20 protein-coding genes are annotated in these 20,267 nt (G+C 53.7%); 11 read left to right on the top strand and 9 right to left on the bottom strand.

What is annotated here, in order from left to right:
- The first annotated feature begins 104 nt into the window (after positions 1–104).
- Positions 105–1,382 carry an adenosylmethionine--8-amino-7-oxononanoate transaminase gene (gene bioA / locus GA565_RS18805; protein WP_152200045.1) on the top strand — a complete coding sequence of 426 codons (1,278 nt, stop codon included), beginning with the start codon at positions 105–107 and terminating at the stop codon, positions 1,380–1,382.
- Here bioA and GA565_RS18810 read toward each other — a convergent pair.
- On the bottom strand, positions 1,376–2,362 hold the full coding sequence (locus GA565_RS18810) for a LysR substrate-binding domain-containing protein (protein WP_152200047.1): 987 nt from the start codon (positions 2,360–2,362) through the stop codon (positions 1,376–1,378). The genes bioA and GA565_RS18810 overlap by 7 nt on opposite strands.
- Positions 2,363–2,492: 130 nt before the next feature.
- Here GA565_RS18810 and GA565_RS18815 point away from each other — a divergent pair, with 130 nt between their 5' ends.
- The 6 genes from GA565_RS18815 (at position 2,493) to GA565_RS18840 (ending at position 8,435) form a co-directional block, all read left to right on the top strand.
- On the top strand, positions 2,493–3,647 hold the full coding sequence (locus tag GA565_RS18815) for a methionine aminotransferase (protein ID WP_152200048.1): 1,155 nt from the start codon (positions 2,493–2,495) through the stop codon (positions 3,645–3,647).
- Between the two features lie 25 nt (positions 3,648–3,672).
- Entirely contained in the window at positions 3,673–4,452 is a 780-nt protein-coding gene (locus GA565_RS18820; protein ID WP_055777465.1) for an ABC transporter substrate-binding protein, read from the top strand.
- A 206-nt stretch (positions 4,453–4,658) separates the two neighbouring features.
- Positions 4,659–5,702, top strand: coding sequence for an NADP-dependent oxidoreductase (locus GA565_RS18825; RefSeq protein WP_152200050.1), 1,044 nt, complete (start codon positions 4,659–4,661; stop codon positions 5,700–5,702).
- A gap of 43 nt (positions 5,703–5,745) precedes the next feature.
- Positions 5,746–6,426: a type 1 glutamine amidotransferase domain-containing protein gene (locus GA565_RS18830; RefSeq protein WP_152200051.1), complete on the top strand. Its 681-nt coding sequence runs from the start codon at positions 5,746–5,748 to the stop codon at positions 6,424–6,426.
- 28 nt (positions 6,427–6,454) lie between these two features.
- Complete coding sequence (locus tag GA565_RS18835) at positions 6,455–6,937, top strand: kinase inhibitor (protein WP_152200053.1); 483 nt, start codon at positions 6,455–6,457, stop codon at positions 6,935–6,937.
- A 193-nt stretch (positions 6,938–7,130) separates the two neighbouring features.
- On the top strand, positions 7,131–8,435 hold the full coding sequence (locus GA565_RS18840; protein ID WP_152200055.1) for a putative acyl-CoA thioester hydrolase: 1,305 nt from the start codon (positions 7,131–7,133) through the stop codon (positions 8,433–8,435).
- Between the two features lie 138 nt (positions 8,436–8,573).
- On the opposite strand, the gene pgl is transcribed toward GA565_RS18840, so the two are convergent.
- The gene (gene pgl, locus GA565_RS18845) at positions 8,574–9,575 is read right to left on the bottom strand and encodes a 6-phosphogluconolactonase (protein WP_152201622.1); all 1,002 of its coding nucleotides are present in this window, start codon (positions 9,573–9,575) and stop codon (positions 8,574–8,576) included.
- 197 nt (positions 9,576–9,772) lie between these two features.
- On the opposite strand from pgl, the gene GA565_RS18850 reads away from it, so the two are divergent.
- A complete protein-coding gene (locus tag GA565_RS18850; protein WP_152200056.1) occupies positions 9,773–10,591 on the top strand; it encodes a pyridoxal phosphatase in 819 nt (272 codons plus the stop codon).
- Between the two features lie 33 nt (positions 10,592–10,624).
- Here the strand turns inward: GA565_RS18850 and modC are convergent, their stop codons facing one another.
- The 4 genes from modC to GA565_RS18870 all read right to left on the bottom strand — a co-directional run bounded on the left by modC (position 10,625) and on the right by GA565_RS18870 (position 13,471).
- Positions 10,625–11,701, bottom strand: a complete 1,077-nt coding sequence (gene modC, locus GA565_RS18855; RefSeq protein ID WP_152200058.1) for a molybdenum ABC transporter ATP-binding protein ModC — start codon at positions 11,699–11,701, stop codon at positions 10,625–10,627.
- Positions 11,701–12,390 (bottom strand): molybdate ABC transporter permease subunit, encoded by a 690-nt coding sequence (gene modB, locus GA565_RS18860; RefSeq protein ID WP_152200060.1) that lies wholly within the window; start codon positions 12,388–12,390, stop codon positions 11,701–11,703. The genes modC and modB overlap by 1 nt, the downstream gene beginning before the upstream one ends.
- Entirely contained in the window at positions 12,390–13,166 is a 777-nt protein-coding gene (gene modA / locus GA565_RS18865; protein WP_152200062.1) for a molybdate ABC transporter substrate-binding protein, read from the bottom strand. The genes modB and modA overlap by 1 nt, the downstream gene beginning before the upstream one ends.
- A 149-nt stretch (positions 13,167–13,315) precedes the next feature.
- On the bottom strand, positions 13,316–13,471 hold the full coding sequence (locus GA565_RS18870; protein ID WP_072156453.1) for an AcrZ family multidrug efflux pump-associated protein: 156 nt from the start codon (positions 13,469–13,471) through the stop codon (positions 13,316–13,318).
- A 233-nt stretch (positions 13,472–13,704) separates the two neighbouring features.
- On the opposite strand from GA565_RS18870, the gene modE reads away from it, so the two are divergent.
- Together modE and modF are read left to right on the top strand one after the other, a co-directional pair.
- Complete coding sequence (modE, locus tag GA565_RS18875; RefSeq protein WP_152200064.1) at positions 13,705–14,487, top strand: molybdenum-dependent transcriptional regulator; 783 nt, start codon at positions 13,705–13,707, stop codon at positions 14,485–14,487.
- A gap of 178 nt (positions 14,488–14,665) precedes the next feature.
- On the top strand, positions 14,666–16,177 hold the full coding sequence (gene modF, locus GA565_RS18880; RefSeq protein WP_152200065.1) for a molybdate ABC transporter ATP-binding protein ModF: 1,512 nt from the start codon (positions 14,666–14,668) through the stop codon (positions 16,175–16,177).
- Positions 16,178–16,183: 6 nt separating this feature from the next.
- Here the strand turns inward: modF and GA565_RS18885 are convergent, their stop codons facing one another.
- From GA565_RS18885 to gcvA, 3 genes are all read right to left on the bottom strand, one after another.
- Positions 16,184–17,077, bottom strand: coding sequence for an oxidoreductase (locus tag GA565_RS18885; protein ID WP_152200067.1), 894 nt, complete (start codon positions 17,075–17,077; stop codon positions 16,184–16,186).
- A gap of 38 nt (positions 17,078–17,115) precedes the next feature.
- Entirely contained in the window at positions 17,116–17,943 is an 828-nt protein-coding gene (locus GA565_RS18890) for a DMT family transporter (protein ID WP_152200069.1), read from the bottom strand.
- Positions 17,944–18,017: 74 nt separating this feature from the next.
- A complete protein-coding gene (gcvA, locus tag GA565_RS18895; RefSeq protein ID WP_152200071.1) occupies positions 18,018–18,923 on the bottom strand; it encodes a transcriptional regulator GcvA in 906 nt (301 codons plus the stop codon).
- Positions 18,924–19,245: 322 nt separating this feature from the next.
- On the opposite strand from gcvA, the gene galE reads away from it, so the two are divergent.
- Positions 19,246–20,262 (top strand): UDP-glucose 4-epimerase GalE, encoded by a 1,017-nt coding sequence (gene galE / locus GA565_RS18900; RefSeq protein WP_152200073.1) that lies wholly within the window; start codon positions 19,246–19,248, stop codon positions 20,260–20,262.
- The last annotated feature ends 5 nt before the right edge of the window (positions 20,263–20,267 follow it).

A 20,267-nucleotide genomic window follows, 5' to 3' on the forward strand; every position in this document is an offset into this window, starting at 1 on the left:
GATATACCGTAAACCATTTTTGATTTATTTTAGTTTACGGTCAACGTAATATTTTATTTTTGGTTTACAACATTTTTCAGCCCACGCATCCGCAAGGAACTTTCATGACTCCGGCCGACCTCGAATTTGATCAACACCACATCTGGCACCCTTACACCTCCATGACTCACCCGCTGCCGACGTACGCGGTGGAGTCTGCCGACGGCGTCATGCTACACCTGGCAGATGGGCGTCAGTTGGTGGACGGCATGTCATCCTGGTGGGCGGCGATTCATGGCTATAACCATCCGCGGCTGAATCAGGCGGCGATTGCGCAAATTGGCAAGATGTCTCACGTGATGTTTGGCGGCATAACCCATCCTTCCGCTATCGCCCTTTCCCGTCAGTTGGTTGAGATGACACCCGCCGGGCTGGAGTGCGTATTTCTGGCCGATTCGGGTTCGGTGGCGGTGGAAGTGGCGATAAAAATGGCAATGCAGTATTGGCAAGCACGCGGCGAAAAGCGCCAAAAATTGCTGACGCTGCGCCATGGCTATCACGGTGATACCTTTGGCGCGATGTCGGTCTGTGACCCGCAGAACTCAATGCACAGCCTGTATCAGGGCTACTTGCCCGAACATCTGTTTGCCCCCGCACCGCAGTGTGGTTTTGATGAGCCTTGGAACCGCGAGGATATTGCACCCTTTGCCGCGCTGCTGGCCGAGCACCGTGCAGAAATAGCGGCCGTTATTCTCGAGCCGGTGGTTCAGGGCGCGGGCGGCATGCGCATGTATCACCCTGAGTATTTGCGGCAGGTACGCAGGCTGTGTGATGAAACCGGCGTGCTGCTGATTGCCGATGAAATTGCCACCGGTTTTGGCCGCACCGGCAAACTTTTTGCCTGCGATCACGCCGAAATTGCGCCGGATATTCTCTGTCTCGGCAAGGCGCTGACCGGCGGATATATGACGCTTTCGGCCACCTTGACCACTCGCGAGGTGGCCAACACTATCAGCAATGGCGAGGCGGGCTGCTTTATGCACGGCCCCACGTTTATGGGCAATCCACTGGCCTGCGCGGTCGCCAGCGCTAGCCTGTCATTGCTGGCCGAGAACCGCTGGCAGCCGCAGGTCGCCGACATTGAAAAGCAGTTAAAATCGGCGTTGCTGCCGCTGGCTGAGCATCCGGCAGTGGCAGACGTGCGCGTTCTCGGCGCAATCGGCGTGGTAGAAATGCGCCAACCGGTCGATATGGCCAGACTCCAACAGCATTTTGTGGCTCAGGGTGTGTGGATACGGCCGTTTGGCAAACTGATTTATCTGATGCCGCCGTACATTATAAGTCCCGCAAAACTTACCCAGCTAACTCAGGGCATCGCCAGCGCGCTATCGGCCCTTTATTGAGATTTTCCGCCGACATGGACTAGCTGGCGGGAAGCCGCCAGCAGCGTATCGAGCCTTTCCCGACTGCGCTGTGCTTCCTGATTCAGAAAATCAATCGCCACCCGCAGCGCGGGACTCGGATTGTCGGGATAGAGCAGTTGATACGCAGCCCCGCTGGCGACGCAAAGAGTGAAAGGTGCAATCACCCGATGAGCGCGCAGGTCATCTTCTATTAGCGTCAGGTCACCAATCGCCACGCCGTAGCCCTGCAGCGCCGAGTTAATGGCTAAATCGAGGGTGTCAAAATGCTGTGACTTACTCGACGGCAGCCCCTGCTCACCCGCCGATTTAAGCCACAGCAGCCAGTCACGGCGATCACGCGTGGGGTGCAGCAGCGTTTGCTGTTCAAGATCGGCCACCTGCACCTCTGGCAAACGTTCAGGTAAAAGCCCCGGCACACAAACCGGGGTCAACACTTCGTCAAACAGGTGCAACGACTGCGCCGAAGTCTCAATAGGCCTGCCAAACACCACCGCCGCATCAAAATGTTCACTGCTAAAATCCACCCCGTGCGCCATTGAAGCGGTCAGCTCGATTTGCATATCCGGCCGGTCATTTTGCAGTTGAATCACTCTGGGCAGCAGCCAGCGCATTGAGCAGGTTGGACATTTGATACGCAGCGTATCGGGATGACTCGCCACCCGCTGCAGCGCCTCGCTCATTTGCGCCAGCGCCTGCACAATCGGCGGCAAAAGCTGTGCGCCGCGCGGCGTCAGAGTCAATCCCCTCGCCTGACGAACAAACAGCGGATACCCCAGACTGGCCTCAAGGCCGGTCATCTGACGGCTTACCGCGCCCTGCGTAATGTGCAAAAGTTCGGCCGCACGGGTCAAGTTTAGGGTTTGTGCCACCACGGAAAAGGTCTTCAACACATTCAGTGATGGCAAATTTGGGGTGGAATTAGCCACAGAAAGGGGTGAAAAATCAGCATATGAACTCATGACATTGCGGCTCCAGCTATGACGTCAGATCATGGCAAGTATGACAAACTTTCTATTGTCGGCACAGTGAAACTGTTGCTTAATCGATAATCAATGATACGCCTCTTCACCACGCTACGCAGGAGTTTGCATGAAAAGCGCCATGTCCCCACAGTCGAAGTTACCCGACGTCGGCACCACGATTTTTACCGTTATTGGCCAGTTGAGTGCCGAGCATAACGCACTGAATTTATCTCAGGGCGCACCTAACTTTTCATGTCAACCGGCGCTGGTGGACGCGGTTGCCAAATCAATGCGAGCGGGTCAAAACCAATACGCGCCAATGAGCGGCGTGGCGGCACTTCGTCGTGCTCTGTCAGAAAAGGTTGAAGCCCTGTACGGCTGTCGCTACGACGCCGATAGCGAAGTCACCGTGATTGCCAGCGCCAGCGAAGGCCTCTATTCCGCCATCAGCGCCCTCGTGCATCCGGGCGATGAAGTGATTTATTTTGAACCTGCATTTGACAGCTATTCGCCCATTGTCCGCCTGCAGGGTGCAACACCGGTGGCGATAAGCCTGTCGCTGGAAGACTTCAGCATCGACTGGGACGAAGTGGCCAGTGCGATAAACAGCCGCACGCGCATGATTATTATCAACAGCCCGCACAATCCGACCGGGGCTATTTTTACCCAGCATGATATTGACCGGCTGACCGCACTGACCCGCCATACCGATATCGTTATTTTATCCGATGAGGTTTATGAGCACGTCGTGTTTGACGGTGAACGCCATGAAAGCATGGCCTGCCATCCAGAGCTTGCCGAGCGCAGCGTGATCGTGTCGTCGTTTGGTAAAACCTATCACGTTACCGGCTGGCGCGTGGGTTACTGCCTGGCTCCAGAAGCCCTGATGGATGAAATCCGCAAGGTGCATCAGTTTATGGTTTTCTCCGCCGATACACCGATGCAGTACGCCTTTGCCGACGCGTTAGCCAATCCGCAAAGTTATTTGGGGCTGGCTGATTTTTATCAGCAAAAACGTGATTTACTGGCTACCGCACTGCAAGGTTCACGCTTTGAACTCCTGCCAAGCCGTGGCAGCTTCTTTATGCTCGCCAGATTCAGTCATTTCAGCCCGCTCAGCGACGATGAATTTGTACTGAGCCTGATCCGCGACCATCAAGTAGCCACCATTCCGCTGTCGGCATTTTACAGCAGCAATCAGCCTACAGGGCTGATTCGCCTAAGCTTTGCAAAAGACGATGAAACACTTTACGAAGGCGCACGCCGTCTCTGTGGCGTTTAAACAACACCTCCCTGGAGCCATAAAAATGAAAAAACTGAAAAACCTGTTGCTGTTAGGCTGTGCCGTAGCCTCTTTTTCCGCGCTGGCGGACAGTGCCACCATCAAGTTTGGACTGGAGGCGCAGTATCCGCCGTTTGAGTCTAAATCAGCCAGCGGTGAACTTCAGGGCTTTGATATTGATATCGGCAACGCGGTTTGCGCGGCGGCAAAAGTGAAGTGTGAGTGGAGCGAAACCTCCTTCGACGGCCTGATCCCCGCACTGCAGGCACGTAAATTTGATGCCATCAACTCGGCGATGAATGCGACCGACAAACGTCGTCAGGCGATCGATTTCACCGATGTCATTTATCGTGTTCCGACCAAGCTGATTGCTAAAACGGATTCAGGCATTTTGCCTGATGCCGCGTCGCTGAAAGGTAAACACATCGGTGTACTCCAAGGCTCAATCCAGGAAACGTATGCGCAGGCGCATTGGGCACCGAAAGGGGTCGACGTGGTGTCTTATCAGGACCAGAATCAGGTTTATCTGGATTTGACCTCGGGTCGTCTTGACGGCACGCTGGTGATGGCGGCGGCCGGTCAGAGCGGCTTCCTTGACCGTCCAGACGGCAAAGGTTACGGCTTCGTCGGCGATTCGGTGCAGGATGATAAAATCCTCGGCAGCGGCATCGCCTTCGGCCTGCGTAAAGGCGATACCGCCAACAAAGTGCGTCTGGACAAAGCGATTGCCGAAATCAAAAAAGACGGCGTTGTCAGCCAGTTATCGAAAAAATATTTTGGTGATATTGACGTATCCGTCAAGTAACCGCTTCGCCTGCGGCTATCCTCAGTCGCCGCAGGCTCCTGCCTTTCCCTCTTTGTTCACGCCTTACGTATTTTTATCTATTAACAAAACAAGTCCTTTGGATTCTGTACCTTAGGCAACCATCCCTGTTACTGTCTCCTTACGATACCTCCGGCGTTCTATACTTGTTCCCGGTGGAAGAATTTTAATTATCTTAAGGAGTCAGTATGTCTCAGAACACGACAGTCAATCGCCGCATCGTTTTAGCCTCTCGTCCCAAGGGCGCGCCGGTAGCTGAAAACTTTCGTCACGAAGAGAGCAGCCTGCCAACCTTGGCCGACGGACAACTGTTATTACGCACGGTTTATCTGTCACTCGACCCCTACATGCGCGGCAGAATGAGCGATGCTCCTTCGTACGCCCCACCGGTGGCAATCGATGCCGTCATGACCGGCGGGGCCGTTTCACGCGTGGTTGAGTCAAAAGATGCCAACTTTAAGGCCGGTGACTGGGTAGTGGCCAGCAGCGGATGGCAGGACTATGCCGCCATTGACGCCAAATTGGTCAAAAAGCTTGAAGGCGCGGCGCTTGAACATCCTTCACTGGCGCTTGGCGTACTGGGCATGCCCGGATTTACAGCCTTCATGGGCCTGCTTGACATCGGTGAACCCAAAGCCGGTGAAACTGTGGTGGTCGCTGCCGCAACCGGCCCCGTCGGTTCTCTGGTCGGGCAAATTGCCAAACTTAAAGGCTGCAAAGTGGTGGGCATCGCCGGCGGCGAAGAAAAATGCCGCTATGCGGTTGAGCATTTCGGCTTTGACGAGTGTCTGGACCACCGCGAAGCCCATCTTGATAAACGTTTACAAGAAGCCTGCCCACGCGGTATCGACGTCTATTTTGAAAACGTCGGAGGGGCGGTGTTCGATGCGGTACTGCCGCTGCTCAACACCAAGGCACGCGTTCCGCTATGCGGCGTGGTGTCCCAGTATAATGCACAGGGGCTGCCAAAGGGTGAAGATCGCCTGACGTTGCTGACCAGCACTATTTTGAAAAAGCGCCTGCGCATACAAGGCTTCATCATTTTTGATGATTACGGTCACCGCTACCCCGAGTTTGCCAAACAGATGAGCGAATGGTTCTCGGCCGACAAAATCAAGTTCCGCGAGCAAATCGTGCAAGGCCTGGAAAATGCGCCCGAATCGCTGATGGGTCTGCTTGAGGGTAAAAATTTCGGCAAGCTGGTTATTCAGGTGGGTAAAGAGACTGATTGATGTTCAATGCAATAGGTTCCTGTAATCATTGGAGATAGATGATATGAAAGTGTTAATTGTATTAACTTCTCACGATAAATTGGGCGATACCGGCAAGAAAACAGGATTCTGGCTTGAGGAGTTCACCTCACCCTACTACGAATTGCTCGATGCCGGTGCCGACGTGGTGTTGGCCTCGCCAAAAGGCGGTCAACCGCCGTTAGACCCCAAAAGCGACGAGCCGGACGCACAAACGGAAACCACTGAAAGATTCCGTCATGACAAGGCTGGGCAAAAGCAGTTGGCGGAAACCCGTAAGCTTGAAGAGGTTAAGGCTGAAGATTTTGACGCCGTTTTCTATCCCGGTGGCCACGGTCCTCTGTGGGATTTGGCAGAAGACCCTCATTCGATCGCACTGATTGAAGCCTTCTGGCGCGCAGACAAGCCGGTTGCCGCCGTCTGCCATGCACCGGGCGTATTTCGTCACGTCGAAATAGACGACGTGCCTTTGGTAAAAGACAAGCACGTCACCGGCTTTAGCAACAGTGAAGAAGAAGCGGTTCAACTGATCGACGTAGTGCCGTTTTTGGTCGAAGACGAGCTGAAAAAAAATGGTGGCGAATACAGTAAAGCCGCCGACTGGCGCCCCTATGTGCAGGTCGATGGCAAGCTTATCACCGGTCAAAACCCTGCCTCATCGGCCGCCGTTGCCGAGGCGTTGTTGAAAATGCTAGGCTCGGTATAAGTATTTTTAGCGATCACTCGAGGATATTATGGCTTTTATATTGAAAAGTTCTGACTTAAAAGACGGCGAAAAAATGCCGAACGGCCAGGTGTTTAACGGCATGGGTTATGAAGGCGATAATCTCTCTCCACAGCTGAGTTGGGAAAATCCGCCGATCGGCACGAAAAGTTTCGCCATCACCTGCTATGACCCGGATGCACCGACCGGTTCCGGCTGGTGGCACTGGGGCGTGGCAAACCTGCCTGCCAGTATCAGCGCACTGCCAACCGGCGCAGGCTCTGGCAAAGGCGGACTGCCCGCGGGCGCGGTGCAAACGCGTACCGATTTTGGTAAAGCAGGCTACGGCGGTGCAGCGCCTCCTAAGGGAGAACATCACCGCTATCAGTTCACGGTCTATGCGCTCGACGTCGACCAGCTTGAAGTCAGTGAGGAGTCCAGCGGTGCCTATCTCGGTTTCAATCTGCATTTTCACACGCTGGGCAAAGCGTCATTGACGGTGATTTATAGCTAAATCACCACTTTTTGCGGACATATTAAATATTTTCTAATGATAAAATCGGGTTTGTGATACAAAACCATGATGCTTTTAGCTCGGCTATTTGTACTCTACAAAAACCGAATTAAAAAATAACCGCGAATGCTTAAAACAGCGAAGTGGTCAGCCGTGCTGGCCACTTTTTTTGTGTATCAAGGAGTCAGACATAGTGAAAATTTCCACCCTTTCGCGTGCCAGCGCAATCTTATCTGCCACATTGGTATTAGCGGCCTGTAGCCATAGCCAGGAAGGCCTATCGACTCAGGTTGCTCCTGGTACTGCGGCGTTGCCGGTTCTCAATGCTGATGAAGCGGCCAACTATACTGCAAAATCTTATCTGGCCTTCGGCGGCCCCTCTGTTCAGGTGCAACAGCAGGGCTGGACGCCGGTGCTGGCAAAAACCGACGGTGTGAATACGCCTTACGTGGTCGGCCCTAAAAAAGGTGTTGATGGGGCTGAATACACCAGCATCCAGCAGGCAATTAACGCCGCACTCAGCCAGCACAACCACGGCGAACGTGAATTCATCAAAATCCTGCCGGGCACCTACACCGGTGCAGTTTACATTCCTGCCGGCTCTGCACCTATCAGCCTGTTTGGTGCCGGTAACAGCGCTGACGAAGTTGTGCTACAGCAGGGTCTGGAAGCCAGCGTTGCGCCCGCCGCGTACCGTAAAGCTGTGAACCCGAACGGTGAGTTCCTGCCGGGTGACCGCGCATGGTATATGTTCAATCAGTGCGCAAGCCAGCAGAACGAAAGCATCGGCGCAGGCTGCTCGGCCACCGTGTGGTCTCAGGGCAAAGGGCTGCAGTTGCAAAACCTGACCGTGGCGAACAGCCTTGAGGACAGCTCGGACGCCGGTGAGCATCCTGCGGTTGCGCTGCGCGTTGACGGTGACCAAACGTTGCTGGAAAACGTTCACGTGCTGGGTCGCGAAAATACCCTGCTGCTTAACACCAGCGACATTAACAGCAAGCCCGTCACCTCACGCTATACCCGCGTATACGTTCACAACAGCCTGATTGCAGGTGACACAGATTATGTTACTGGGATGGCAAACGCGGTGTTCGACCACGTCGAGTTTCACACTCTCTCGAGCCGTGGCGTGAAGCAGGCCAGCATTTTTGCCCCAATCACCCCTGCTAACGTGCCTTACGGCTACCTGGTAATTGACAGCAATCTGACCGGCGACAAAGGCTTTAGCGGCCAGGGTGCGGCACAGAAAGCACAACTCGGTCGCTCCGTTGACTTGGGTGCAGATAAAGGCGGTTACAGCGCAGGCCAAACGCCAAACGGTCAGTTGGTCATCCGCGACAGCCAGATTGACGGCAGCTACAATCTGCAGCAGCCTTGGGGTAACGCAGCCTTCTCCGAGCGTCCATTTAGCGGCAATATCGCCCCTAATCGTGACCTGAATGACACCGGTTTTAACCGCCTGTGGCAGTTCAACAACGTGATTGCTGGCCTGAAATAACGCCTTTGCGCTAGCCATTCAGTAATGGTCGTCAATAAAAACGCCAGACTTTTAAGCCTGGCGTTTTTTTATGCATTTTTTATGCAATAGTGCAATCAACGGCGTGAGACGCGTTGCCGAGTCAGTACTTAGCAATAATTAAGCGTGCAGCTCAATGATAGTGACCCACATCGCGCCTTTACCCACGGGATAATGCTTCAGCGTAGTGAGTTTACCGGTCGCTTTATCGATGCTAGCGACTTCAATTTCATCAGACTTTTGACCGGCAGTGATGACGTATTGACCGCTGTGGTCGATGTTAAAGCCGCGCGGCTGCGTTTGGGTCGCGTGATGCCCTACCAGCTCCAGCTCGCTGCCGTCTTTTGAAACCTTGATAATCGCCAGCAGGCTTGACGTACGCTCGGAGGCATAGAGGTACTGGCCGTCCGGGGTGATATGAATGTCGGCAGTCCAACGATCGCCGGTGAAGTCGGCAGGAATAATATCCAGCGTTTGTACCGCATGATATTCGCCGCTGGTGACGTCTTTTTGATATACATCGACGGTGCCGTTCAGCTCATTGGCGCAGTAAACGAAATGCTGATTTGGATGGAACGCCATATGGCGCGGGCCTGCGCCCGGTGCGGTGCTCAGTTGAACCGGCTGATGAGGAGTGGCTTCACCTTGCAGGCTGAAATCATACAGACGGATGTGGTCCTCTTTCAGCGCCGGGATCATCAACAGCTGATTGGTCGGATTGATGTTGGCCGAGTGGGGAGCCTGAAGATCTTCGAGAACCTGATGAGGTGCCAGCGCTACACCGTCATCGCCGATGGCGTGAATACTGACGTTGTTATAGCTGTATGAGGCACTGAATACGTAGCGGCCCTGTAAATCAATGCCTAGGTGCGTCGGGCTACCCGGCAACGGTGCCATACCGCCCTGCTCCAGGCGGCCATCGTGGTGGATATGATAGGTCAGCACCGCAAATTCCGGACGAACCCCCACGTACAGATGATGCGAGTCCGGCGAAGCCACCATCGGCTGTACCTGCCCCGGGACATCTACCGCTTGCAACAGCGACAGCTCGCCGTCTTCATGCAGGGTAAAGGCGTGGATCTGCTGACTGTCTGGGCTGGCAACATAAACGACTTGTTTCATCATATCTCCTTATTAAAGCTGAAATAGGGTACGTTATTTTTCATCTTAGCGATCGTCAGAATAACAGCATAGCCTAACCCGGTGCCAAGGCATTAGCCCTGGATGCGAGGTTTTAACATTTGGATTAAAGGTGTAACATCAATAGCCTTAATTTTATGCTCTGACATTTATTCTCTGACACTCTGCTGGAACCGCTCATGACTTATCGCGTAATCGCGCTCGATCTCGACGGCACGCTGCTTGACCGTCAAAAACGTATTCTACCCGAATCACTTTCTGCACTGGCTGACGCACGCGCCGCTGGGGTTAAAGTTATTATCGCCACCGGACGTCACCACGTTGCCATTCACCCGTTTTATCAGGGTCTTGAACTGGACACGCCCGCGATTTGCTGTAACGGAACCTACCTCTACGATTTTCAGGCAAAAAAAGTTCTGTCTTCCGATCCGCTAGACAAAACCAAAGCCAAAAAAGTCGTCGATCTGCTTGAGTTCTATGGCATTCACGGTCTGCTGTACGTCGATAATGCTATGCTTTATCAGCAATCAAGCGGTCACGTGGAACGCTCAATTGTCTGGGGAAACTCGCTGCCGGAAGGCCAACGGCCAACGATTATCAAGGTTAACAGCCTGCGTGAAGCGGCGGATGAGGCGCAGTCTATCTGGAAATTTGCCACCTCTCACCACGACCTTGATGCCCTGCACGCCTTCGCGAAACAGGCTGAGAACGAGTTGGGGCTGGCCTGCGAATGGTCATGGCACGATCAAGTTGATGTCGCCAAAGGCGGCAACAGCAAAGGCCGACGCCTGCAGGAGTGGGTAGAGTCTCAGGGGCTAAGCATGTCCGACGTGGTCGCCTTCGGTGATAATTACAACGACCTCAGCATGCTGGAAAATGTCGGCTTGGGTGTCGCAATGGGCAACGCCGATGACGCGATAAAAGCCCGCGCCGGACTGGTTATCGCCGACAACGAACAGCCGGGCATCGCCGACGTTATTCGCCGTAAAGTGCTTTAATTAAGACGCCCCCCTTCATCAGGAACACGTCATTTAACGGCGACTCAGCGACACACTTTTGATCTGCGCAAAGAGCTGTTGGCCGGGTTTAATATCCAGTTCATCGCAGGCCCAGGGGGTGATTTTTGCCCACAGAATGTGGCCGCCGACGGCAAGTTTTACGTCAACCGCGGCGTCGGTGGTCAGCAGTTCTACCACCTGCGCCGGTAATATATTACGGATACTGCTGTTGCCAACGGACGGTTGCAGCACCAGCGACACGTCTGAAGCCTGCACACGAATACGCAGTGGCGAACCCGTTGGTGCATCGATTTTACCGGTCCATAGTCGCTGGTCGCCCAGCGCCAGCGCGGTCATCGCATAATCAGGATGCTGCTCCAACACGTTAACATTCAGCACGCTGCTCTGCTCTTCACGCGGCAACCACGGACGCATCACATTGCTGGCCCACACCTCTTCGACATCGCCAAAGGCCAGCACTTTTCCGTTATCAAGTATTAGCACTTTTTCAGCCAGGCTGAGGATCTCGTCCAGGCTGTGCGTGACGTATAAAATAGGGATATTAATTTGCTGAGCCAGCCGCTCGAGATACGGCATCAGCTCGCGCTTGCGCGGCAAGTCCAGCGCCGCCAGCGGTTCGTCCATCAGCAACAGCTCCGGTCCGCTGAGCAGAGCGCGACCAATGGCAACGCGCTGCTTTTCGCCCCCTGAAAGCGTTAAAGGATAGCGATTGAGCAACGCTTCGATGCCGAGCAGTTTTACAATGTCGTCAAACTGTTCACGCATGGCAGGCCCCATGCCATATTGCAGATTACCGCGCACTTTATAGTGCGGGAAAAGGCGCGCATCTTGAAAAACATACCCAATACGGCGTTTTTCAGGCGGCAGAAAAAGCGCGTTGGCAGACGCCGAACCACGCTGTGAAAGCACCCTTCCATTGAGAACAATTGAACCACTGTCGGGACGGGTCAATCCGGCAATCGCATTAATCAGCGAGGTTTTACCTGCGCCGGAAAGGCCGAAAATAGCGGTTATTCCACTTTCTGGCAGCGCCACTTTCACCTCTAGCGACAGGTCGCCCAACTGCTGGGAGAAATCCAGTGTGAGCATCAGCCCCCCAAATGCTTACGGCTGCGCCGAGCAAGCAGGTCAGAAATCAGCAGAGCCGCCAGCGACAACAATATAGCCAAGGTGCAAAGCCTGGCCGCCGCCCCTTCCGCACCCGGCGTTTGAATTAGCGTATACATTGCCAGCGGGATAGTGCGCGTTTCCCCGGGAATGTTAGAGACAAAGGTAATCGTGGCACCAAATTCGCCGAGCGAACGGGCAAACGACAGCACGATGCCAACGATAATTCCCGGCAATGACAGCGGCAACGTGATAGTGAAAAACACCTTCCACACTGATGCCCCCAGCGTTTTCGCCGCCTGCTCGAGGCGAGTATCAATCGCCTCAAGCGACTGGCGAATGGCGCGCACCATCAACGGAAAGGCCATGACTGCCGAGGCCAGCACCGCACCTTTCCAGCTAAAACTGACGCTGAATCCGAACCAGTCATACAGCCATTCCCCGATAATGCCCCTGCGTCCCATCACCACCAGCAGCAAATAACCGATCACCACCGGCGGCAGCACCAGCGGTAAATGGATCACGCTGTCGAGCAATGACTTGCCGGGAAAGCGGCAGCGAACCAGTATCCACGCCATAAGAATACCCAGCGGCAGGCTGATAACGACGGCCAGGCTGGCGATTTTGATGCTCAGCACCACCGCCTGCCACTCGTATTCACTCAGTATCATCAGCGTGGTGTAAATCCGTATTGTTTGAAGATGGCGGCGGCGGCAGGCGTTTTAAGATAATCATAGAACGCCGTCAGTGCTGCACTTTCATGCCCTTTAACGACGGCCATCGGATACTCGACTGGCTTATGGCTCGATTCGGGGAAGATGCCGACGACTTTCACCTTGCTGCTGGCCACGGCATCAGAGCCGTAAACGATACCCAGCGGTGATTCCTCGCGCTCGACCAGTGCCAACGCGCTGCGTACGTCGCTTGAAGGCGCAAGTTTTGGCTCGAGCGCCGACCAGGCACCCAGATTTTGCAACGCCTCTTTGGCATAGATACCGGCCGGAACGTGAGCGGGGTCGCCCACCGCCAAAAGACCGCCGTTAAGCAGCTTCAGCCAAGGCGTGTCTTTATTGATATCAATTTTTTGCTGCTTGCTCTCTTTGGCCGCCACTAACACCAGATCGTTACCGAGCAGCGTATAGCGCGTGTTATCTACCATCAGTTGCTTGCCCACGGTGTAGTCCATCCACTGCTGGTCGGCAGAGATAAACAGGTCAGCCGGTGCGCCCTGTTCAATTTGCTTGGCGAGTGTTGATGACGAAGCAAAGGAAGAAACGACCTGCACGTTTTTCCCTTGTTGGTACTGTTCAGATATTTTCTGCAGCGCGTTGGTCAACGACGCGGCGGCAAACACGGTAATTTTTTCTGCCGCCTGAGCCTGTAACTGTGTGAACGCGCCCGCAGCCAGTACGGCTACCGCTAAACCTTTACCCAGAGTAATACGCATTGAGTTTTCCTCATGTTGTTATAGTGTTCAACCGTTGTATAAGGTGCAATATAGCGTAGAAACACTCAGTTACATAAACATCTGCATCAAAATTTAGGCAAAAAAAACCCGACGCAAAGGTCGGGCTGTGGCAAACGAACGTGAAAGGCTTACGCTCTAGGCTCGTTGCGAGATTCTTTCGGGTGGCCAACTTTGGAAATGACGTTAAATAACTCGCCCATACCGTAAATTAAACCCAGAACAACGGCGATAAAGATAGGCACCATTATTACCGCGAAAAGCAAACTCTCTAATAGTTCTAACATGATGGCCTCACTCTGTTGACTTAAATCGCACAAGGGCGAAAGCAAAAATCTGTTACCAATCTTAACAGTGAATCTTAGGAATTACTTTAGCTTTTCGCCAACTGGACGCAAACTAGCGGCTTTTGCGCGGCATCGGCGGTTTGAGAAATCCCGACGATCGGCGACAATACTCAATTATCAAGTTATGCCTAACCGCATGACTTTTGCCTTCGCCGAGACTGGACCCCTATTTTATGCAAGCTGAAATCCTCCTCACATTAAAATTGCAGCAGCGACTTTTTGCCGATCCTCGCCGCATCGAGCTGCTCAAGCAGGTAAAGATTACCGGTTCGATTAGTCAGGGCGCCAAACTGGCTGGCATCAGTTACAAAAGTGCCTGGGACGCTATTAATGAGATGAACCAATTGGCTGACCAAACGTTAGTCGAGCGCAACACTGGCGGCAAAGGCGGCGGCGGTGCGATATTGACTCGCTACGGCGAGCGTTTGATACAACTCTATGACCTGCTGGCGCAGATCCAGCAAAAGGCCTTTGACGTACTCAAAGACGACGGCCTGCCGCTCGACAGTTTACTGGCTGCGATTTCGCGATTCTCTCTACAGACCAGCGCCAGAAACCAACTTTTTGGCACTGTCATTGAGCGCGATAATGAAGAAGTCCAACAGCATATCAACGTCTTGCTGACCGATGGAAAAACGCGCATTCGCGCCGCGCTCACCCAGCAAAGCGCCGATCGTCTTTCTCTGCTGCCCGGCAAAGAGATCCTGGCCTTAATCAAAGCACCGTGGATAACGCTGAGCTATCAGGCCACCAATGCGGACAATGCGCTGGCCGGAAAAGTGCACAGCATTCAGTTGGCTCACGACAACAGCGAAGTGCTGATCGCGTTGAACGCGGGTGAGATACTGTGTGCCACCGTTCCCACTGCACAACTTGAAGAAATGGCATTAGCGCAAGGCGCCGAGGTGTTCGCACAGTTCGATGCCGACAAAGTGATTATCGCCACACTCTGCTAATAAATCATTTTTATTCAGTATCTTGCATTTTAAGCGCTGACAGCTTGCAGATTTGTCAATTGACTTGCTCCGGTGATGAGCTTATCCCTAAAAACCTTAAGGATTCGTCATTAACCAGAATATTCGGGGCACTGCCTGAAACGGGCTTCCCCCACGTCACAAGACAGGCTGGAGCAAAATGTCATCATTAACTATTTCACAGGCCATTTTCCGACTCAGCGATACGCGCACTTTATCGCTGGATGAACTCAACCTGAATCAGGGCGAGTCGTGGGCATTTGTCGGATCTAACGGCAGCGGAAAATCGGCATTGGCGCGGGCGATTGCTGGCAACCTTGTGCTGTTAAACGGCGAGCGTCATAGCGATTTTTCACGCGTGGTGCGCCTCTCCTTCGAGCAGTTACAGAAATTGGTCTCCGATGAATGGCAGCGCAACAACACTGACCTGCTCAGCGCTGATGAAGATGATACTGGCCGCACCACGGCTGAAATTATTCAGGAACAGGTGCAGGACACCGCGCGCTGCGAAAAACTGGCCGCACAGTTTGGGATTGCTCACCTGCTCACGCGCCGCTTCAAGTATCTTTCTACCGGCGAAACGCGCAAGACGCTGCTCTGTCAGATTCTAATGCAGCAACCAGACCTGCTGGTACTAGACGAGCCTTTCGACGGGCTGGACGTTAACGCCCGCCAGCAGTTAGCCACCATGCTTGAAGAACTGGCTGCTCACGGCCAAACAATGGTGCTGGTGTTAAACCGTTTTGATGATATTCCTGATTTTGTTCAACACGTTGGCGTACTGGCAGACTGCACGCTGGCCTCCGTCGGCCCGCGCGAGCAGGTGCTGCGTGAAGCGCTGATTGCCCAGTTGGCGCACAGTGAAACGCTCGACGGCATGCAGCTTCCCGAAAATGAAGATCCGACACAAAACGTTTCTCCGCCGCAGGACCAGCCGCTTATCGTGCTGCGCAACGGTGTGGTGGAATACAACGACAAGCCGATTCTACACGGGTTGACCTGGCAGGTTGAGCCGGGACAGCACTGGCAAATCGTGGGGCAGAACGGCGCAGGGAAATCCACCCTGCTCAGCCTGATTACCGGTGACCACGCGCAGGGCTACAGCAACGACTTGACGCTGTTTGGTCGTCGTCGCGGCAGTGGAGAAACCATCTGGGACATCAAGCGCCACATCGGCTATGTCAGCAGCAGTCTGCATCTTGACTACCGCGTGAGCTCCAGCGTACGTAACGTAATTTTATCGGGATTCTTTGACTCGATTGGTATTTATCAGGCCGTGTCCGACCGCCAGCAACAGTTGACCACCCAATGGCTTGACCTGCTGGGCCTCGGCGGCAGCACCGCCGATACACCTTTCCACAGTTTGTCGTGGGGGCAGCAGCGTCTGGCGCTGATTGCTCGCGCGCTGGTGAAGCATCCGGCATTGCTTATCCTCGACGAACCTCTGCAGGGCCTCGACCCGATCAATCGTCAACTGGTACGCCGCTGGATTGACGTGCTGATTGGCGAGGGAAACACTCAACTGCTGTTCGTTTCTCATCATGCTGAAGATGCCCCGCAGTGTATTACCCATCGCTTAAGTTTTGTACCCGATGGGGAGATTTATCACTATCAGATTGATGCCCTCAATGACCACACTGCCTCTTTAGCGCATGCCAGCGGCAGAAAATAACGGCTTTTAGCCTGGCCCATCGCTAGCAGCAGCGAGAAGTGGCACCACGACGTCGCTGATGGGCGTGGGAATACCGTGCGCTCGCCCCATTCGCTGCACCACGCCGTTGCGAATATCCCATTCGAGAGGAAAACCTGCCACCCTGTCGGCAAGGATTGAGGTACCTAAATCGGCGGGGGCGCGCTGAAATCCATCGATAATCTCCTGTGGGATTTCGTCGCCCAGTATCGCGCCCTCGGCACGCGCAACTGTCAGGCACTCGCGCAGGTAGGCCTGCGATAACGCGGTAATGTCAGCCCGGGAATACATTCCCGCTCGACGTCCTGAAAGCACCATTAAACCGGCAACCGCATTCTGCAGCAACTTGCGCCATGCGATAGACGTGAAGTCCGCCGCAAGATCCACTGCACAGCGAGTGCCGTGTAATGCGTCAAGCACCCTGCGGGCTTCGGCGGTATCAGGCAACGTTAGACGCGGTTTGGCACGTAACCACACCGAGGCATCAGGTTCGCGTTGCGCAGGAAACCATACGACTGCGGGCAATATCGGGCTGCCGGACACATACGGGGCGACCAGCGTCTGTTGCTCAACACCGTTTTGCAGCACGCAGACCACCGTATTTGCACTGCATAATGCGGTAAGCCACGGTGCTATTGCCTCTATTTGTGTGGATTTGACCGCGACAAAAACCAGGTCGACGCTGCTCTTAATTTCAGTCGGCGAAGTTTGCACCGGCCCCGGTACAACGACGCTGCCCCCCTCAAAGCGCAATTCCAGACGGCTATGAGCCGAGCGCCCGCATATAATAGGCGTGCGCCCAACCTCATGCAGTGCCGCCGCGATAGTTGTGCCGATTGCCCCCGGCCCAATGAGTGCGACGGTTGGATTTTCAGATTTCATCTTCATATCTCCTGTCTTGATGGTCATTCACCGGCCTTTCAGCCTATGACGATAATACCGATGACAATAACGGTACAGGCCACGATTTTTCGCACAGTCAGCGTTTCACCGAGGAAAAAATAGCCTATCAATGCCGCAAATAACACACTGGTTTCACGCAGTGCCGAAACGGCTCCCATTGGCACGCGAGACATGGCGTAGATGATGATGCCGTAGGCCATAAGAGAGACCAGTCCACCGATGAAAGCGATGATAAAACCGGGCCGCAGCGTGAATAAACTTTTGGCGCCGCGTAAAAAGATATAGACCGGAGGCATCAACACGCCCCACAGCGCACTCATCCAAACCGTATAGGCCATCGGATCACCAGACAGGCGCACGCCGATACCGTCTGCCACGCTGTAAGCGGCAATGAAACATCCGGTCCCCAGCGCATAGGGCAGACTCGGCACCGCAAGTTTTCGCCCTTTGAAGGCCAGGGAAATAATGCCTCCCGACACCAGAACAATGCCGAGCAGAGCATTGACACCCACTTTTTCTCCGGCGAAAACCGCGGCCGCAAAGGTAATCAGGATCGGAGAAGAACCTCGTGAAATCGGATACGTTTGTCCGAGGTCTCCCGCTTTATAGCTCCTGACGAGAAACAGGTTATAGCCAACGTGCAGCACCGCTGACAGTACGGCATATGTCCAGCTGGCTTTGGCCGGCGGCGCCAGGAAAATCGCGATAATGGCGCTGGCAACTGCAACCGCAACGCACATGACCGTCATCGACCACAGTCTGTCGACTCCACCGCGCAGAAGCGCATTCCAGCTTGCATGCAAGAGCGCAGCGAAAAGTATGAGTAAAATGATTGGAATAGGCATACGTCATAGTAAGCAACTGCATGCCTTGACTAAAGCGAAGTCTCCTCATTGAAGCATGAGTAAATCCTCATGCCTTATCGATAATCTTGTTGCGCGTTGTTTGATTCTGTCTGCAGCCAATGTCGAAAGCTGATGATATGCGGCTGCGATTCAGTCCCCTTTGGGCAGACAAAATAGTAAGCAACCGGAGAGGGAAAGGCCACGTCAAACAGTCTGATCAGGCTGCCATCGCCTAGTTCAGTTTCGACATGCCCGCTTCGCGCCAATGCGATCCCCTGGCCCAGCAGCGCCGCCTCGATAGTCATGTTGGTGTCGGCAAATCTCACGCTCTCCTTAAGTGCGGAGGTGGCCACGCCTACATGTTGAAACCACAGCGCCCATTTCGGTACCAAATCGGCACCGTCACGGGTGAGCAGTGGGTAACTCAGTAAATCTGCCGGTATCTCAGGCGTTCCAAGGCGATTTAACAGAGCAGGACTGGCGACGGGAAAAATGTGTTCTCTAAACATAAACTCCGCATGCAGGCCCGGATAGTTGCCATGGCCAAACCGTATCGCAACGTCAGACTCCGCGTTTGAAAAATTAATCGACTTGTCGCTGGTTTCAAGCGTAACCAAAATTTCAGGATGCTGCAGAGAGAGGTTTGGCAATCGTGGCAGCAACCATTTTAACGCGAAGGAGTAAGTCGTACTGACCTTAACCCTGACCCTTCCTTTTTGCTCTCGCAGATCGGTGAGCGTGGTCTCCAGATTGCTAAAAAACTCGCGCACGATCGGCACGAGTGCGGCTCCGGCGGGCGTCAGGCTCAACGACTTGCCACGCTGAAACAGCTGCAATCCCCAGAGATCTTCGAGATTTTTCAATTGATGACTGACCGCGCTTTGGGTGATGTGCAACTCTTCGGCGGCGGCGGTGAATGTTGCATGTCGAGTAGCAACCTCAAAGGCGCGTAGCGTGGAACTCGGCGGCAGATTTCTCATTAAATCGTTTCCTCGGTGTACATTTTAAACGCACCTTTTATGAATGAAAGCTCATGATAGAACATTCTACTCCCGCCTAGTCTTAATCTTAAAATTAAGCTTATAAGACAGTTTTCATTTAAAAAAAGTAGGTGTAAGCGATTACACATAAGGTATTATAAGGCTTGTGTTGATGAAAACTCGGCCTTCAGGGCCGTTGGTGCGCAAATTGCTGGGGTGGTAAACTAAGGGGTGTAAGCGATTTCATTTTATAAGATGGATCACCTTTTTACGCGCCACAGCATGATATTGTGGTCAACATCAATACCTTTAAGGAGTCGATATGTACGTTCTAGTTACCGGTGGTAGCGGTTACATTGGTAGTCATACTTGCGTTCAATTAATCAAAGCGGGCTATACGCCAATCATTCTGGATAATCTTTGCAACAGCAAAGCCAGCGTTTTAGAGCGTATTAATACTCTGACGGGTCAGACTCCTCTCCTCTATCAGGGCGATATCCGCGATCGCGCCCTGCTGGACAAAATTTTCCAGGAGCATAATGTTCATTCGGTTATCCACTTTGCCGGATTGAAAGCCGTTGGCGAATCAGTCAACAAGCCGATGGAATACTACGATAACAACGTTTACGGCTCTCTGGTGCTGGTTGAGGCCATGCGCGCAGCGGGCGTGACAAACCTGATTTTCAGCTCGTCGGCAACCGTCTATGGCGATCAGCCCAAAACGCCTTACGTCGAAGACTTCCCTACCGGTACACCTTCAAGTCCGTACGGCCGCAGCAAGCTGATGGTCGAACAAGTTCTGCAGGACCTGCAGCGCGCCGAACCCAACTGGAGCATTTCGCTGTTGCGCTACTTCAACCCAGTCGGCGCACATCCGTCAGGCCTGATGGGAGAAGACCCGCAGGGTATCCCAAATAACCTGATGCCGTTTATCGCCCAGGTTGCCGTGGGTCGTCGGGAATCGCTGTCAATCTTTGGCAATGACTACGACACACCGGACGGTACCTGCCTGCGCGACTACATTCACGTGGTTGACCTGGCTGATGGCCATTTGGCCGCCATGAAAACGCTGCATAACAAACCGGGCGTACACATCTACAACCTCGGCGCCGGCCTCGGCAAGAGCGTGTTGGAAGTGGTTAACGCGTTCAGCGACGCCTGTGGCAAACCGGTTAACTATCACTTTGCACCACGCCGCGCTGGCGATCTGCCTGCTTACTGGGCTGATCCAACCAAAGCTGCCAACGAACTGAATTGGCGAGTCAGCCGTACTCTGGAAGATATGGCTGCTGATACCTGGCTGTGGCAATCAAACAACCCACAGGGCTATCCAGACTAAGGAAA

The organism is Rouxiella sp. S1S-2, from assembly GCF_009208105.1.
GTDB lineage: Bacteria > Pseudomonadota > Gammaproteobacteria > Enterobacterales > Enterobacteriaceae > Rouxiella.

Coding starts and splice junctions, on each gene's coding strand:
- bioA (WP_152200045.1), top strand. CDS start 105: ATGACTCCGGCCGACCTCGAATTTGATCAACACCACATCTGGCACCCT.
- GA565_RS18810 (WP_152200047.1), bottom strand. CDS start 2,362: ATGAGTTCATATGCTGATTTTTCACCCCTTTCTGTGGCTAATTCCACC.
- GA565_RS18815 (WP_152200048.1), top strand. CDS start 2,493: ATGAAAAGCGCCATGTCCCCACAGTCGAAGTTACCCGACGTCGGCACC.
- GA565_RS18820 (WP_055777465.1), top strand. CDS start 3,673: ATGAAAAAACTGAAAAACCTGTTGCTGTTAGGCTGTGCCGTAGCCTCT.
- GA565_RS18825 (WP_152200050.1), top strand. CDS start 4,659: ATGTCTCAGAACACGACAGTCAATCGCCGCATCGTTTTAGCCTCTCGT.
- GA565_RS18830 (WP_152200051.1), top strand. CDS start 5,746: ATGAAAGTGTTAATTGTATTAACTTCTCACGATAAATTGGGCGATACC.
- GA565_RS18835 (WP_152200053.1), top strand. CDS start 6,455: ATGGCTTTTATATTGAAAAGTTCTGACTTAAAAGACGGCGAAAAAATG.
- pgl (WP_152201622.1), bottom strand. CDS start 9,575: ATGAAACAAGTCGTTTATGTTGCCAGCCCAGACAGTCAGCAGATCCAC.
- GA565_RS18850 (WP_152200056.1), top strand. CDS start 9,773: ATGACTTATCGCGTAATCGCGCTCGATCTCGACGGCACGCTGCTTGAC.
- modC (WP_152200058.1), bottom strand. CDS start 11,701: ATGCTCACACTGGATTTCTCCCAGCAGTTGGGCGACCTGTCGCTAGAG.
- modB (WP_152200060.1), bottom strand. CDS start 12,390: ATGATACTGAGTGAATACGAGTGGCAGGCGGTGGTGCTGAGCATCAAA.
- modA (WP_152200062.1), bottom strand. CDS start 13,166: ATGCGTATTACTCTGGGTAAAGGTTTAGCGGTAGCCGTACTGGCTGCG.
- GA565_RS18870 (WP_072156453.1), bottom strand. CDS start 13,471: ATGTTAGAACTATTAGAGAGTTTGCTTTTCGCGGTAATAATGGTGCCT.
- modE (WP_152200064.1), top strand. CDS start 13,705: ATGCAAGCTGAAATCCTCCTCACATTAAAATTGCAGCAGCGACTTTTT.
- modF (WP_152200065.1), top strand. CDS start 14,666: ATGTCATCATTAACTATTTCACAGGCCATTTTCCGACTCAGCGATACG.
- GA565_RS18885 (WP_152200067.1), bottom strand. CDS start 17,077: ATGAAATCTGAAAATCCAACCGTCGCACTCATTGGGCCGGGGGCAATC.
- GA565_RS18890 (WP_152200069.1), bottom strand. CDS start 17,943: ATGCCTATTCCAATCATTTTACTCATACTTTTCGCTGCGCTCTTGCAT.
- gcvA (WP_152200071.1), bottom strand. CDS start 18,923: ATGAGAAATCTGCCGCCGAGTTCCACGCTACGCGCCTTTGAGGTTGCT.
- galE (WP_152200073.1), top strand. CDS start 19,246: ATGTACGTTCTAGTTACCGGTGGTAGCGGTTACATTGGTAGTCATACT.